The following is a 15,468-nucleotide window of genomic DNA, read 5'->3' on the forward strand; positions in this document are numbered from 1 at the left end:
AAAAATTATTGAATAAGTAGTTGATTTTCCTAATCAGGCCGGTATAATGGCCGGCCTGATACAGCGTTACAGGTCAGTAGCTCAATTGGCAGAGCGACGGTCTCCAAAACCGTAGGTTGGGGGTTCGATTCCCTCCTGACCTGCCATTTCACCTCGGTGTGATGGCTTTCTTCTTACAGGATCCTCCTCGATGACCCCCAAAACTGAAGCCCAAGAATCGCGTTTTGATCTGTTCAAGTGGCTGGCTGTAGTGGCTTTGGTGGTTGTTGGTGTTGTGGGTAATCAATATTACTCCGCCTCTCCGATTCTGTATCGCGTCCTTGCACTTCTCGCCCTGGCTGCTGTCGCAGGCTTTGTAGCGCTGCAGACTGCGAAGGGTAAGTCGTTCTTTGTGTTGGCGAAGGAAGCTCGTACCGAGATCCGTAAAGTCGTGTGGCCGACCCGCCAGGAAACCACCCAGACCACGCTGATTGTCGTGGCTGTCGTGCTGGTTATGGCACTGCTGCTGTGGGGTCTTGATTCCCTGCTCGGCTGGGCGGTCTCCCTGATCGTTGGCTAAAGGTGTCCCGTGGCTAAGCGTTGGTATGTTGTGCATGCTTACTCGGGTTACGAGAAGCATGTAATGCGCTCCTTGATCGAGCGCGTGAAGCTGGCTGGCATGGAAGACGGCTTCGGCGAGATCCTTGTCCCGACCGAAGAAGTCGTTGAAATGCGCAACGGCCAGAAGCGCAAAAGTGAGCGCAAATTCTTCCCTGGCTATGTACTGGTCCAGATGGAGATGAACGAAGGGACTTGGCACTTGGTCAAGGACACCCCTCGTGTGATGGGCTTTATCGGCGGCACTGCAGACAAGCCTGCACCGATTACCGATAAAGAAGCTGAGGCTATCCTGCGTCGCGTTGCTGACGGTAGTGACAAGCCGAAGCCGAAGACGCTGTTCGAGCCAGGTGAAGTGGTTCGTGTCATTGACGGTCCGTTCGCTGACTTCAATGGTAGTGTCGAAGAGGTTAACTACGAGAAGAGCCGCCTGCAGGTTGCAGTGCTCATTTTCGGTCGCTCTACTCCGGTGGAGCTCGAGTTCAGCCAGGTCGAAAAGGTCTAGGCGGACGAAGCATCCCATACCCCGCAGCCCTGTGTGCTGCGGGGTTTTGTCGTCACTGGGATAAAACGCAAGTCATCCGGGGAGCCATTAGGCGTTCGTACCCGATTTTGGAGTAGCTCATGGCTAAGAAGATTCAGGCTTACATCAAGCTGCAAGTTAAGGCCGGCCAGGCCAACCCAAGCCCGCCCGTCGGTCCAGCACTGGGCCAACACGGTGTGAACATCATGGAGTTCTGCAAGGCCTTCAACGCCCGTACTCAGGGTCAAGAAGCCGGCCTGCCGACTCCAGTGATCATCACTGTCTACAGCGACCGTAGCTTCACCTTCGAGACCAAGAGCACCCCTGCCTCGGTTCTGCTGAAGAAAGCTGCTGGCCTGTCCAGCGGTTCGGCTCGCCCGAACACCGTTAAAGTCGGTACCGTTACCCGTGCTCAGCTGGAAGATATCGCCAAAGCTAAACAGGCTGATCTGACCGCCGCTGACCTGGACGCAGCTGTACGCACCATCGCTGGCTCTGCCCGCAGCATGGGCCTGAACGTGGAGGGTGTGTAATGGCTAAGCTGACCAAGCGCCAAAAGGCAATCGCCGAGAAAATCGAAGCAGGCAAGGCCTACAACTTCGAAGAAGCTGCAACCCTGCTCGCTTCGCTGCCGGCTGCCAAATTCGTAGAATCCTACGACATCGCCGTTAACCTCGGTGTTGACCCGCGTAAATCCGACCAGGTCGTTCGTAGCGCTACTGTGCTGCCACACGGCACTGGCAAGACCGTACGTGTTGCTGTCTTCACCCAGGGTCCAGCTGCTGAAGCCGCTCTGGCTGCCGGCGCTGACCGTGTAGGTATGGACGATCTGGCTGCTGAAATGAAAGGCGGCGACCTGAACTATGACGTCGTCATCGCATCGCCTGATGCCATGCGTGTTGTAGGTCAGCTGGGTCAGGTTCTGGGTCCTCGCGGCCTGATGCCTAACCCGAAAGTGGGTACCGTGACTCCAGACGTAGCCGGCGCTGTCAAAAACGCCAAGGCTGGTCAGGTTCGCTACCGTACCGACAAAAACGGTATCATCCACACCTCCGTTGGCAAAATCGGCTTCGAAGCTGACAAGCTGAAGGAAAACGTTGAAGCCCTGATCGCTGATCTGAAGCGTATCAAGCCGGCCTCTTCGAAAGGTATCTACGTCAAGCGCGTTACCCTGAGCACCACCATGGGCCCAGGTCTGATCATCGATCAGAGCTCGCTGAACGTGTAAGAACATGGTGGCGCGACCTGTCGCGTCACCAGCAAAAATTGGGGTCCCTGCCTGGCGGGGGCTATCCAAGACCGTAGGCGGCGCAAGCCTTAAAACTCCAGCCCACGCAGATGGTGCTCCCGATTCGTTTACCGAATCAGACACCAAAACGACATCCGGCTTCGGCCAGATGAAACGGTAAAAACCAGGAGTAAACCCGTGGCAATTAAACTCGAAGACAAGAAGGCCATCGTCGCTGAAGTCAACGAGGCTGCCAAAGTCGCTCTGTCCGCTGTCGTGGCCGATGCCCGTGGTGTGACTGTAAGCGCAATGACCGGACTCCGTAAAGAGGCCCGCGAAGCTGGCGTTTACGTACGTGTCGTACGTAACACCCTGCTCAAGCGCGCTGTTGAAGGCACCGAATTCTCGATCCTCAACGACGCGTTCAAAGGCCCGACCCTGATTGCTTTCTCCAACGAACACCCGGGCGCTGCTGCTCGTCTGTTCAAAGAGTTCGCCAAGGGTCAGGACAAGTTCGAGATCAAGGCAGCCGCATTTGACGGCAATCTGATTGCAGCGAACCAGATCGACGTGTTGGCTTCCCTGCCGACCCGCGACGAAGCTATTGCGAAACTGATGAGCGTGATCCAAGGCGCTACCAGCAAGCTGGCTCGTACTCTGGCAGCCATTCGCGACCAGAAAGAAGCTGCTGCTGCCTAAGGCACGCGCAACTCTTTCAAAATCATACGTTTAATTTGATGGCTGCGTAGGCTGTCACCCCAATACAGGATTTAAGTCATGTCTCTGACTAACGAACAAATCATCGAAGCAATCGGCCAGAAAACCGTTCTGGAAGTTGTTGAGCTGATCAAAGCAATGGAAGAAACCTTCGGCGTTACCGCTGCTGTTGCCGCTGCTGGCCCAGCTGCTGCTGCTGCCGTTGTTGAAGAGCAGACCGAGTTCAACGTTGTTCTGGTTGAAGCCGGCGACAAGAAAGTGAACGTGATCAAAGCCGTTCGCGAACTGACCGGTCTGGGCCTGAAAGAAGCCAAAGAGAAAGTCGATGGCGCTCCTCAGGTTGTAGCTGAAGGCGTTTCGAAAGAAGCCGCTGAAGACGCTAAGAAGAAGCTGGAAGAAGCAGGCGCTAAAGTCGAGCTGAAGTAATTTCGACTTTGCGATGCCAGCCTGAGCGTTGAGCGAAGGGCTGATGGCTGGTGGCTTATGCCACCGGCCTTTTTCCGTTATTGGTGGTCGGTCATGCCGGCCCCGATAACACGCTGCAAGACACCCATGTGGGTGCGCAAACCAAGGGGTTTGCACGATTTTCTGGCTGCTCCCGCCGGGAGAAGCCAAACAAGCAGGTGACCAAGCTGGGGAACGCTGATGGCTTACTCATACACTGAGAAAAAACGTATCCGCAAGGACTTTAGCAAGTTGCCGGACGTCATGGATGTGCCATATCTTCTGGCCATCCAGCTGGATTCGTATCGCGAATTCCTGCAAGCGGGAGCATCCAAGGATCAGTTCCGTGACGTCGGCCTGCACGCGGCCTTCAAGTCGGTATTCCCGATCATCAGCTACTCCGGCAATGCTGCCCTGGAGTACGTAGGCTACCGCCTGGGCGATCCCGCCTTCGATGTGAAGGAATGTGTCCTGCGTGGCGTGACCTTCGCGGTCCCACTGCGGGTCAAGGTGCGCCTGATCATCTTCGACAAGGAATCGTCGAACAAAGCGATCAAGGACATCAAAGAGCAAGAAGTCTACATGGGTGAAATCCCCCTGATGACTGAGAACGGTACCTTCGTTATCAACGGTACCGAACGAGTAATCGTTTCCCAGCTGCACCGTTCGCCAGGTGTGTTCTTCGACCACGACCGTGGCAAGACGCACAGCTCCGGCAAGCTGCTGTACTCCGCTCGCATCATCCCTTACCGCGGTTCGTGGCTGGACTTCGAGTTCGACCCGAAAGACTGCGTGTTCGTGCGTATCGACCGTCGCCGCAAACTGCCGGCTTCGGTACTGCTGCGCGCGCTGGGTTACAGCACGGAAGAAGTACTCAACACCTTCTACACCACCAACGTATTCCATATTTCCGGCGAAAAACTCAGCCTGGAACTGGTACCTCAGCGTCTGCGTGGTGAAGTTGCGGTCATGGACATCCATGACGACAGCGGCAAGGTCATTGTCGAGCAGGGCCGCCGTATTACTGCCCGCCACGTCAATCAGCTCGAGAAGGCCGGTGTCAACCAGCTGGACGTGCCGATGGAATACGTTCTGGGTCGCACCACCGCCAAGGCCATCGTTCACCCGGCCACTGGCGAGATCCTGGCCGAGTGCAACACCGAGCTGACCACCGAGCTGCTGATCAAGATCGCCAAGGCTCAGGTTGTCCGCATCGAGACCCTGTACACCAACGACATCGACTGCGGTCCGTTCATCTCGGATACCCTCAAGATCGACACCACCAGCAACCAGCTGGAAGCTCTGGTCGAGATCTACCGCATGATGCGTCCAGGCGAGCCGCCGACCAAGGATGCTGCCGAGACCCTGTTCAACAACCTGTTCTTCAGCGCCGAGCGTTACGACCTGTCCGCCGTTGGCCGCATGAAGTTCAACCGTCGTATCGGTCGTACCGAGATCGAAGGTTCGGGCGTGCTGAGCAAGGAAGATATCGTCGAGGTTCTGAAGACCCTGGTCGATATCCGTAACGGCAAAGGCATCGTCGACGACATCGACCACCTGGGTAACCGCCGCGTTCGTTGCGTCGGCGAGATGGCCGAGAACCAGTTCCGCGTTGGCCTGGTGCGTGTTGAGCGTGCGGTCAAGGAACGTCTGTCGATGGCCGAAAGCGAAGGCCTGATGCCGCAAGACCTGATCAACGCCAAGCCGGTAGCGGCGGCGGTGAAGGAGTTCTTCGGTTCCAGCCAGCTCTCGCAGTTCATGGACCAGAACAACCCACTCTCCGAGATCACCCACAAGCGCCGTGTTTCCGCACTCGGCCCTGGCGGTCTGACCCGTGAGCGTGCTGGCTTCGAAGTCCGTGACGTACACCCGACCCACTACGGCCGCGTGTGCCCGATCGAGACCCCTGAAGGTCCGAACATCGGTCTGATCAACTCCCTGGCAGCCTATGCCCGCACCAACCAGTACGGCTTCCTGGAAAGCCCGTACCGCGTGGTGAAGGAAGGCGTGGTCAGCGACGACATCGTGTTCCTGTCCGCCATCGAAGAAGCCGATCACGTCATCGCCCAGGCCTCGGCCGCGATGAACGAGAAGAAGCAGCTGATCGATGAGCTGGTAGCCGTTCGTCACCTGAACGAATTCACCGTCAAGGCGCCGGAAGACGTCACCCTGATGGACGTTTCGCCGAAGCAGGTTGTTTCGGTTGCTGCGTCGCTGATTCCGTTCCTCGAGCACGACGACGCCAACCGTGCATTGATGGGTTCGAACATGCAGCGTCAGGCTGTACCAACCCTGCGTGCCGACAAGCCGCTGGTAGGTACCGGCATGGAGCGCAACGTTGCCCGTGACTCCGGTGTCTGCGTGGTTGCTCGCCGCGGTGGTGTGATCGACTCGGTCGACGCCAGCCGTATCGTCGTTCGCGTTGCTGATGACGAAGTCGAGACCGGTGAAGCTGGTGTTGATATCTACAACCTGACCAAGTACACCCGTTCGAACCAGAACACTTGCATCAACCAGCGTCCGCTGGTCAGCAAGGGTGACAAGGTTCAGCGTGGCGACATCATGGCTGACGGCCCGTCCACCGACATGGGTGAACTGGCACTGGGTCAGAACATGCGCATCGCGTTCATGGCGTGGAACGGCTTCAACTTCGAAGACTCCATCTGCCTGTCCGAGCGTGTGGTTCAGGAAGACCGCTTTACCACCATCCACATCCAGGAACTGACCTGTGTGGCGCGTGACACCAAGCTTGGCCCAGAGGAAATCACTGCGGACATCCCGAACGTGGGTGAAGCCGCTCTGAACAAGCTGGACGAAGCCGGTATCGTCTACGTAGGTGCCGAAGTCGGCGCTGGCGACATCCTGGTCGGCAAGGTCACGCCAAAAGGCGAAACCCAACTGACTCCGGAAGAAAAACTGCTGCGCGCAATCTTCGGTGAGAAGGCCAGCGACGTTAAGGACACTTCCCTGCGCGTGCCAACCGGCACCAAAGGTACCGTCATCGACGTACAGGTCTTCACCCGTGATGGCGTCGAGCGCGATAGCCGCGCCCTGTCCATCGAGAAGATGCAGCTGGACGAGATTCGCAAGGACCTCAACGAAGAGTTCCGCATCGTCGAAGGTGCAACCTTCGAGCGTCTGCGTGCTGCCCTGAACGGCCAGGTGGTCGACGGTGGCGCGGGCCTGAAGAAAGGCACCGTGATCACTGACGAAGTGCTGGACGGTCTGGAGCACGGCCAGTGGTTCAAACTGCGCATGGCCGAAGATGCACTGAACGAGCAGCTGGAAAAGGCTCAGCAGTACATCGTCGACCGTCGCCGTCTGCTGGACGACAAGTTCGAAGACAAGAAGCGCAAGCTGCAGCAGGGCGATGACCTGGCTCCAGGCGTACTGAAGATCGTCAAGGTCTACCTGGCAATCCGCCGTCGCATCCAGCCGGGTGACAAGATGGCCGGTCGTCACGGTAACAAGGGTGTCGTCTCGGTGATCATGCCGGTTGAAGACATGCCGCACGACGCCAACGGTACTCCGGTTGACGTGGTACTGAACCCGCTGGGTGTACCTTCGCGTATGAACGTCGGTCAGATCCTCGAAACCCACCTGGGCCTGGCGGCCAAGGGTCTGGGCGAGAAGATCGATCGCATGATCGAAGAGCAGCGTAAAGCCGCTGAACTGCGCACCTTCCTCACCGAGATCTACAACGAGATCGGTGGTCGTCAGGAGAACCTGGAAGAGTTCACCGACGAAGAGATCATCGCCCTGGCGAACAACCTGAAGAAAGGCGTGCCAATGGCCACTCCAGTCTTCGACGGTGCCAAGGAGCGTGAGATCAAGGCCATGCTGAAACTGGCAGACCTGCCAGAAAGCGGCCAGATGGTGCTGTTCGACGGCCGTACCGGCAACAAGTTCGAGCGTCCTGTGACCGTTGGTTACATGTACATGCTCAAGCTGAACCACTTGGTGGACGACAAGATGCACGCGCGTTCCACTGGTTCCTACAGCCTGGTTACCCAGCAGCCGCTGGGTGGTAAGGCGCAGTTCGGTGGTCAGCGTTTCGGGGAGATGGAAGTGTGGGCGCTGGAAGCATACGGCGCGGCATACACCCTGCAAGAAATGCTCACAGTGAAGTCGGACGACGTGAACGGCCGTACCAAGATGTACAAGAACATCGTGGATGGCGATCACCGTATGGAGCCGGGCATGCCCGAGTCCTTCAACGTGTTGATCAAAGAGATCCGTTCGCTCGGTATCGATATCGATCTGGAAACCGAATAACACGTGACGCGAAGGGGAGTGGGGCAGGTAATGCCCGCTCCCTGCTCCGCCAGGAGGAAAGGCCTTGAAAGACCTACTGAATTTGCTGAAAAACCAGGGTCAAGTCGAAGAGTTCGACGCCATCCGCATCGGTCTGGCGTCGCCTGAAATGATCCGTTCGTGGTCGTTCGGTGAAGTTAAGAAGCCGGAAACCATCAACTACCGTACGTTCAAGCCTGAGCGTGACGGCCTGTTCTGCGCCAAGATCTTTGGCCCAGTCAAGGACTACGAGTGCCTGTGCGGCAAGTACAAGCGGCTCAAGCACCGCGGTGTGATCTGCGAGAAGTGCGGCGTTGAAGTTGCCCTGGCCAAGGTTCGTCGTGAGCGCATGGCGCACATCGAACTGGCCTCGCCGGTTGCCCACATCTGGTTCCTGAAGTCGCTGCCGTCCCGTATCGGCCTGCTGATGGACATGACCCTGCGTGACATCGAGCGCGTGCTCTACTTCGAGAGCTACGTCGTGATCGATCCGGGCATGACCACCCTCGAGAAGGGTCAGCTGCTCAACGACGAACAGTACTTCGAAGCGCTGGAAGAGTTCGGTGACGACTTCGACGCCCGCATGGGTGCCGAGGCTGTCCGCGAGCTGCTGCACGCTATCGACCTGGAGCACGAGATCGGCCGCCTGCGCGAAGAGATTCCGCAGACCAACTCGGAAACCAAGATCAAGAAGCTGTCCAAGCGCCTGAAGCTGATGGAAGCTTTCCAGGGCTCGGGCAACCTGCCTGAGTGGATGGTCCTGACCGTCCTGCCAGTGCTGCCGCCGGACCTGCGTCCGCTGGTGCCGCTGGATGGCGGCCGCTTCGCGACCTCCGACCTGAACGACCTGTATCGTCGGGTGATCAACCGCAACAACCGTCTGAAGCGCCTGCTCGACCTGTCGGCGCCGGACATCATCGTGCGCAACGAAAAGCGCATGCTGCAGGAAGCGGTCGACGCCCTGCTGGACAACGGCCGTCGCGGTCGCGCCATCACTGGCTCGAACAAGCGTCCGCTGAAGTCCCTGGCCGACATGATCAAAGGTAAGCAAGGTCGCTTCCGTCAGAACTTGCTCGGTAAGCGTGTGGACTACTCCGGCCGTTCGGTAATTACCGTAGGCCCGACCTTGCGTCTGCACCAGTGCGGTCTGCCGAAGAAGATGGCCCTCGAGCTGTTCAAGCCGTTCATTTTCGGCAAGCTGGAAATGCGTGGTCTGGCGACCACCATCAAGGCTGCCAAGAAGATGGTCGAGCGCGAGCTGCCAGAGGTGTGGGACGTGCTCGCCGAGGTGATCCGCGAACACCCCGTACTGCTCAACCGTGCGCCTACCCTGCACCGTCTGGGTATCCAGGCCTTTGAACCGGTTCTGATCGAAGGTAAGGCTATCCAGCTGCACCCGCTGGTCTGTGCCGCGTACAACGCCGACTTCGACGGTGACCAGATGGCCGTTCACGTGCCGCTGACGCTGGAAGCCCAGCTCGAAGCGCGCGCGCTGATGATGTCGACCAACAACATCCTGTCGCCAGCCAACGGTGAGCCAATCATCGTTCCGTCGCAGGACGTTGTACTGGGTCTGTACTACATGACCCGCGAAGCCATCAACGCCAAGGGCGAAGGTCGCGTATTCGCCGACCTGCAGGAAGTCGACCGCGTGTTCCGCGCCGGCGAAGCTGCCCTGCACGCGAAAATCAAGGTTCGTATCAACGAAACCGTGAAAGACCGCGATGGCAGCATCACCAAGAACACCCGCATCGTCGACACCACCGTCGGCCGTGCGCTGCTGTTCCAGGTTGTTCCGGCAGGTCTGCCGTACGACGTGGTCAACCAGCCGATGAAGAAGAAGGCGATCTCCAAGCTGATCAACCAGTGCTACCGCGTGGTTGGTCTGAAAGAGACCGTTATCTTCGCTGACCAGCTGATGTACACCGGTTTCGCTTACTCGACCATTTCCGGCGTTTCCATCGGTGTTAACGACTTCGTTATCCCGGACGAGAAAGCCCGCATCATCGGTAACGCTACCGACGAAGTGAAGGAAATCGAGAGTCAGTACGCCTCCGGCCTGGTAACCCAGGGCGAGAAGTACAACAAGGTCATCGACTTGTGGTCGAAGGCGAACGACGAAGTATCCAAGGCGATGATGGCCAATCTCTCGAAAGAGAAGGTCATCGACCGCGAAGGCAACGAAGTCGACCAAGAGTCCTTCAACTCGATGTACATGATGGCTGACTCCGGTGCGCGGGGTTCCGCAGCCCAGATCCGTCAGCTGGCCGGTATGCGTGGCCTGATGGCCAAGCCGGACGGCTCGATCATCGAGACGCCGATCACCGCGAACTTCCGTGAAGGTCTGAGCGTACTCCAGTACTTCATCTCGACCCACGGTGCTCGTAAGGGTCTGGCGGATACCGCACTGAAGACTGCGAACTCCGGTTACCTGACTCGTCGTCTGGTAGACGTTGCACAAGACTTGGTCGTGACCGAGATCGACTGCGGCACCGACCAGGGCCTGCTGATGACCCCGCACATCGAAGGCGGCGACGTTGTAGAGCCGCTGGGTGAGCGTGTACTGGGCCGTGTCATCGCCCGTGACGTGTTCAAGCCAGGCACCGAGGACGTCATCGTTCCGGCCGGTACCCTGGTCGACGAGCAGTGGGTCGAGTTCATCGAGCTGAACAGCATCGACGAAGTGATCGTGCGTTCGCCGATCAACTGTGAAACCCGCTTCGGCATCTGCGCCAAGTGCTACGGTCGTGACCTGGCTCGTGGTCACCAGGTGAACATCGGTGAAGCTGTCGGCGTTATCGCTGCACAGTCGATCGGTGAGCCGGGTACCCAGCTGACCATGCGTACGTTCCACATCGGTGGTGCTGCAAGCCGTACCTCGGCTGCCGACAGCGTCCAGGTGAAGAACGGCGGTATGGTGCGTCTGCACAACCTGAAGCAGGTTGAGCGTGCCGACGGTAACCTGGTTGCCGTATCGCGTTCCGGCGAGCTGGCCATTGCCGACGAATTCGGTCGTGAGCGTGAGCGCTACAAGCTGCCTTACGGTGCGGTGATTTCGGTCAAGGAAGGTGACAAGGTCGAAGCTGGCGCAATCGTCGCCAAGTGGGACCCGCACACCCACCCGATCGTTACCGAGCTGAAAGGTACCGTGACCTTCGTGGGCATGGAAGAAAACATCACCATCAAGCGTCAGACCGATGAACTGACCGGCTTGACCAACATTGAAGTACTGGACGTCAAGGATCGCCCTGCCGCAGGCAAGGAAATCCGTCCGGCAATCAAGATGGTCGACGCCGCTGGCAAGGACCTGTACCTGCCGGGTACCGACGTACCTGCCCAGTACTTCCTGCCGGCTAACGCCTTGGTAGGTGTAGCTGACGGTGCCCAGATCGGCGTTGGTGACGTTATCGCGCGTATCCCGCAAGAAACGTCGAAGACCCGTGACATCACCGGTGGTCTGCCACGCGTTGCCGACCTGTTCGAAGCGCGCCGTCCGAAAGAAGCCTCGATTCTGGCTGAAGTCAGCGGCACCATCGCGTTCGGTAAAGAGACCAAGGGCAAGCGTCGTCTGGTCATTACTCCGACCGACGGCAGCGATCCGTACGAAGAGCTGATTCCGAAGTGGCGCCACCTGAACGTCTTCGAAGGCGAACAGGTAAACCGCGGCGAAGTTATCTCCGACGGCCCGAGCGATCCGCACGACATCCTGCGTCTGCTGGGTGTGAGTGCGCTGGCGAAGTACATCGTCAACGAGATCCAGGACGTTTACCGTCTGCAGGGCGTTAAGATCAACGACAAGCACATCGAGACCATCCTGCGTCAGATGCTGCGCAAGGTCGAGATCGCCGAGTCGGGTGACTCCAGCTTCATCAAGGGTGACCAGATGGAGCTGACCCAGGTGCTTATGGAAAACGAGCGCCTGGCAGGGGAAGACAAGTTCATCTCCAAGTTCACCCGCGTGCTGCTGGGTATCACCAAGGCGTCGCTGTCGACCGAATCGTTCATCTCCGCGGCTTCCTTCCAGGAAACCACCCGCGTACTGACCGAAGCGGCGGTAACCGGCAAGCGCGACTACCTGCGCGGCCTGAAAGAGAACGTGGTCGTGGGTCGTCTGATCCCGGCCGGTACTGGTCTGGCCTACCACAGCGAGCGCAAGCGTCGCCGTGATGCCGACAAACCGCTGCGTGTGAGCGCCAGTGAGGTGGAAGCCGCACTGACCGAAGCGCTGAACTCCAGCGGCAACTAAGTACAGGGCAGGGCCCCGGCAACCCTCGGACGGCCATCGGTGACATGAAATGTTGCCGATGATCGGGCGAGGAGGGCCGGGGCCTCGTCTTGACTGGGTGCAAGATCCTCCGTAGACTTTTGTACCCTTAAATTTGGTGAGGCTCCGTCTCGCCAATTTTTGGCTTTCTTGCAAGACAATAGAGTCGCAAGACAATCAGTGGAGCTAGTAGATGGCAACTATCAACCAGCTGGTACGTCAGCCGCGTAAGCGTTCGGTCGAGAAGTCCGACGTTCCTGCGCTGCAGAACTGCCCGCAACGTCGTGGCGTGTGCACCCGCGTGTACACCACCACGCCGAAAAAACCTAACTCGGCACTGCGTAAAGTATGCCGTGTGCGTCTGACCAACGGTTTCGAGGTTTCCTCGTACATCGGTGGTGAAGGCCACAACCTGCAAGAGCACAGCGTCGTCCTGATCCGTGGCGGCCGTGTAAAAGACTTGCCAGGTGTTCGTTACCACACCGTTCGCGGCTCTCTGGATACTTCGGGCGTTAAAGGCCGTAACCAGGGCCGTTCGAAATACGGTACCAAGCGTCCGAAGTAATCGGCCGTTTGCAGACTTCCATTTTTTTGAGTCGATAAGAGTAAGGTCGGGCAGGGGTCGAAGACCCACGTCCCGGGCTAACCTGAAGACCGTTTGAGGGCTTATCATGCCAAGACGTCGTGTAGCAGCAAAACGTGAGATCCTTGACGATCCTAAGTACGGATCCCAGATTCTCGCCAAGTTCATGAACCACGTGATGGAAAGCGGCAAGAAGGCCGTAGCCGAGCGCATCGTTTACGGTGCCCTGGATACCGTCAAAGCACGCAAGAACAGCGACCCCCTGGAAATCTTCGAGAAAGCTCTCGACGCCATCGCTCCGCTGGTCGAAGTAAAGTCCCGCCGTGTTGGCGGTGCCACTTACCAGGTTCCGGTTGAAGTTCGTCCATCCCGTCGTAACGCTCTGGCAATGCGCTGGCTCGTAGACTACGCCCGCAAGCGCGGCGAGAAGTCGATGGCTCTGCGCCTGGCCGGCGAACTGCTGGATGCTGCCGAAGGCAAAGGTGCTGCAGTCAAGAAGCGTGAAGACGTGCACCGTATGGCTGAAGCCAACAAAGCGTTCTCGCACTACCGCTTCTAATTCAAGCATCAATCATTTTGCGAGGGCTTTATGGCTCGTACTACAGCAATTAACCGCTACCGTAACATCGGTATCTGCGCCCACGTTGACGCGGGCAAGACTACCACTACCGAGCGGATCCTGTTCTACACAGGTCTGAGCCACAAGATGGGCGAGGTGCATGACGGCGCCGCGACCACCGACTGGATGGTGCAGGAGCAGGAGCGGGGTATCACCATTACCTCCGCTGCCGTTACCACCTTCTGGAAAGGTTCCCGTGGTCAGTACGACAACTACCGCGTAAACGTCATCGATACCCCCGGCCACGTTGACTTCACCATTGAAGTAGAGCGTTCGCTGCGTGTACTCGACGGCGCGGTCGTTGTGTTCTGCGGTACTTCCGGCGTTGAGCCACAGTCCGAAACCGTATGGCGTCAGGCCAACAAGTACGGCGTTCCACGTGTTGTCTACGTGAACAAGATGGACCGTGCTGGTGCCAACTTCCTGCGCGTTATCGGTCAGATCAAGAACCGTCTGGGTCACACCCCGGTTCCGGTCCAGCTGGCTATCGGTGCGGAAGACGACTTCCAGGGTCAGGTTGACCTGATCAAGATGAAAGCCATCTACTGGAACGACGACGACAAAGGTACTACCTACCGCGAGGAAGAGATTCCTGCTGAGCTGGTGGACCTGGCCAACGAATGGCGCAGCAACATGGTCGAGGCTGCTGCCGAGGCCAATGAAGAGCTGATGAACAAGTACCTTGAAGAAGGTGACCTGTCCGTCGAAGACATCAAGGCTGGTCTGCGCGCCCGTACCCTGGCGAGCGAGATCGTTCCTGCTGTCTGCGGTTCCTCGTTCAAGAACAAGGGCGTTCCCCTGGTTCTCGACGCCGTGATCGACTTCCTGCCTGCGCCAACTGAGATCCCTGCGATCAAGGGTATCCACCCTGATCTGATCGACGTGCCGAAGGACGAGGTGACTGCAGAGCAGTACGACGAGCGTCCCGCTGACGACAACGAGCCGTTCTCGGCCCTGGCGTTCAAGATTGCCACCGACCCGTTCGTTGGTACTCTGACCTTCGTTCGCGTTTACTCGGGCTTCCTGACCTCCGGTGACTCCGTCATCAACTCGGTCAAGGGCAAGAAAGAGCGCGTTGGTCGTATGGTTCAGATGCACGCCAACCAGCGTGAAGAGATCAAGGAAGTACGTGCAGGCGACATCGCTGCTCTGATCGGCATGAAGGACGTCACCACCGGTGACACCCTGTGCAACGCCGACAAGCCGATCATCCTTGAGCGTATGGACTTCCCTGAGCCGGTAATTTCGCTCTCCGTAGAGCCGAAGACCAAGGCTGACCAGGAGAAGATGGGTATCGCACTGGGCAAGCTGGCCCAGGAAGACCCGTCGTTCCGCGTCAAGACCGACGAAGAAACCGGTCAGACCATCATCTCCGGTATGGGTGAGCTGCACCTGGACATCCTCGTTGACCGCATGAAGCGCGAGTTCAACGTTGAGTGCAACGTCGGCAAGCCGCAGGTTTCGTACCGCGAGAAGATCACCAAGTCCAACGTCGAGATCGAAGGCAAGTTCGTTCGTCAGTCGGGTGGTCGTGGTCAGTTCGGTCACTGCTGGATCCGTTTCTCGGAGCCAGACGTCGACGAGAAAGGCAACATCACCGAAGGTCTGGTGTTCACCAACGAAGTCGTTGGTGGTGTGATTCCTAAGGAATTCATCGCCCCGATCCAGAAGGGTATCGAAGAGCAGATGAAGAACGGCGTTGTTGCCGGCTATCCGCTGCTCGGCCTGAAGGCTACGGTATTCGACGGTTCGTACCACGACGTCGACTCCAACGAAATGGCGTTCAAGATCGCTGCTTCGATGGCGACCAAGCAACTGGCCCAGAAGGGCGGTGGCGTGGTGCTTGAGCCGATCATGAAGGTCGAAGTTGTAACCCCGGAAGATTACCTGGGTGACGTGATGGGTGACCTGAGCCGTCGTCGCGGGATGATCCAGGGTAACGAAGACTCGGTGTCCGGCAAGGTAATCACTGCTGAGGTACCGCTGGGAGAGATGTTCGGTTACGCAACCGACGTTCGTTCCATGTCTCAGGGTCGCGCAAGCTACTCCATGGAATTCTCGAAATACGCTGAAGCTCCGTCGAACATCGTCGAAGCTCTCATTAAAAAACAAGGCTGATTCAGCCCCTTTAGGCTAGGAGTTCACTGTCGTGGCTAAAGAAAAATTTGATCGTTCCCTTCCCCACGTTAACGTCGGCACC

Annotated in this window: 11 protein-coding genes and 1 tRNA gene; all 12 read left to right on the forward strand. The window is 58.0% G+C overall.

Going from position 1 to position 15,468, the window contains the following annotated elements; genetic code table 11:
• Positions 1-70 precede the first annotated feature (70 nt).
• The 12 genes from ACLEJU_RS27875 (at position 71) to fusA (ending at position 15,386) form a co-directional block, all read left to right on the forward strand.
• A tRNA-Trp gene (locus tag ACLEJU_RS27875) sits at positions 71-146 on the forward strand.
• A 44-nt stretch (positions 147-190) separates the two neighbouring features.
• The gene (gene secE, locus ACLEJU_RS27880) at positions 191-559 is read left to right on the forward strand and encodes a preprotein translocase subunit SecE (RefSeq protein WP_054887148.1); all 369 of its coding nucleotides are present in this window, start codon (positions 191-193) and stop codon (positions 557-559) included.
• A gap of 9 nt (positions 560-568) precedes the next feature.
• A complete protein-coding gene (gene nusG / locus ACLEJU_RS27885) occupies positions 569-1,102 on the forward strand; it encodes a transcription termination/antitermination protein NusG (RefSeq protein WP_003255501.1) in 534 nt (177 codons plus the stop codon).
• A 119-nt stretch (positions 1,103-1,221) separates the two neighbouring features.
• Complete coding sequence (gene rplK / locus ACLEJU_RS27890; RefSeq protein ID WP_159408679.1) at positions 1,222-1,653, forward strand: 50S ribosomal protein L11; 432 nt, start codon at positions 1,222-1,224, stop codon at positions 1,651-1,653.
• Positions 1,653-2,348: a 50S ribosomal protein L1 gene (gene rplA, locus ACLEJU_RS27895; protein ID WP_027919361.1), complete on the forward strand. Its 696-nt coding sequence runs from the start codon at positions 1,653-1,655 to the stop codon at positions 2,346-2,348. Before rplK ends, rplA begins: the two co-directional genes overlap by 1 nt.
• Before the next feature lie 198 nt (positions 2,349-2,546).
• The gene (gene rplJ / locus ACLEJU_RS27900; RefSeq protein WP_435425306.1) at positions 2,547-3,047 is read left to right on the forward strand and encodes a 50S ribosomal protein L10; all 501 of its coding nucleotides are present in this window, start codon (positions 2,547-2,549) and stop codon (positions 3,045-3,047) included.
• A 78-nt stretch (positions 3,048-3,125) separates the two neighbouring features.
• A complete protein-coding gene (gene rplL / locus ACLEJU_RS27905) occupies positions 3,126-3,491 on the forward strand; it encodes a 50S ribosomal protein L7/L12 (RefSeq protein WP_003255496.1) in 366 nt (121 codons plus the stop codon).
• 219 nt (positions 3,492-3,710) lie between these two features.
• Positions 3,711-7,784 carry a DNA-directed RNA polymerase subunit beta gene (gene rpoB, locus ACLEJU_RS27910; protein ID WP_103448759.1) on the forward strand — a complete coding sequence of 1,358 codons (4,074 nt, stop codon included), beginning with the start codon at positions 3,711-3,713 and terminating at the stop codon, positions 7,782-7,784.
• Positions 7,785-7,848: 64 nt separating this feature from the next.
• On the forward strand, positions 7,849-12,048 hold the full coding sequence (rpoC, locus tag ACLEJU_RS27915) for a DNA-directed RNA polymerase subunit beta' (protein ID WP_152959301.1): 4,200 nt from the start codon (positions 7,849-7,851) through the stop codon (positions 12,046-12,048).
• A gap of 211 nt (positions 12,049-12,259) precedes the next feature.
• The gene (gene rpsL / locus ACLEJU_RS27920) at positions 12,260-12,631 is read left to right on the forward strand and encodes a 30S ribosomal protein S12 (RefSeq protein ID WP_003255492.1); all 372 of its coding nucleotides are present in this window, start codon (positions 12,260-12,262) and stop codon (positions 12,629-12,631) included.
• A gap of 106 nt (positions 12,632-12,737) precedes the next feature.
• A complete protein-coding gene (gene rpsG, locus ACLEJU_RS27925; protein WP_003246741.1) occupies positions 12,738-13,208 on the forward strand; it encodes a 30S ribosomal protein S7 in 471 nt (156 codons plus the stop codon).
• A 30-nt stretch (positions 13,209-13,238) separates the two neighbouring features.
• The gene (gene fusA, locus ACLEJU_RS27930; RefSeq protein WP_159408681.1) at positions 13,239-15,386 is read left to right on the forward strand and encodes an elongation factor G; all 2,148 of its coding nucleotides are present in this window, start codon (positions 13,239-13,241) and stop codon (positions 15,384-15,386) included.
• Positions 15,387-15,468 lie beyond the last annotated feature (82 nt).

This window comes from Pseudomonas sp. SMN11, from assembly GCF_052041945.1.
Classification (GTDB): domain Bacteria; phylum Pseudomonadota; class Gammaproteobacteria; order Pseudomonadales; family Pseudomonadaceae; genus Aquipseudomonas.

What these genes read in the sequence shown, in the direction of transcription:
- rpsL (WP_003255492.1), top strand. Translation starts at nt 12,260, where the DNA reads ATGGCAACTATCAACCAGCTGGTACGTCAGCCGCGTAAGCGTTCGGTC.
- rplL (WP_003255496.1), top strand. Translation starts at nt 3,126, where the DNA reads ATGTCTCTGACTAACGAACAAATCATCGAAGCAATCGGCCAGAAAACC.
- secE (WP_054887148.1), top strand. Translation starts at nt 191, where the DNA reads ATGACCCCCAAAACTGAAGCCCAAGAATCGCGTTTTGATCTGTTCAAG.
- fusA (WP_159408681.1), top strand. Translation starts at nt 13,239, where the DNA reads ATGGCTCGTACTACAGCAATTAACCGCTACCGTAACATCGGTATCTGC.
- rpsG (WP_003246741.1), top strand. Translation starts at nt 12,738, where the DNA reads ATGCCAAGACGTCGTGTAGCAGCAAAACGTGAGATCCTTGACGATCCT.
- rplA (WP_027919361.1), top strand. Translation starts at nt 1,653, where the DNA reads ATGGCTAAGCTGACCAAGCGCCAAAAGGCAATCGCCGAGAAAATCGAA.
- rpoB (WP_103448759.1), top strand. Translation starts at nt 3,711, where the DNA reads ATGGCTTACTCATACACTGAGAAAAAACGTATCCGCAAGGACTTTAGC.
- rplK (WP_159408679.1), top strand. Translation starts at nt 1,222, where the DNA reads ATGGCTAAGAAGATTCAGGCTTACATCAAGCTGCAAGTTAAGGCCGGC.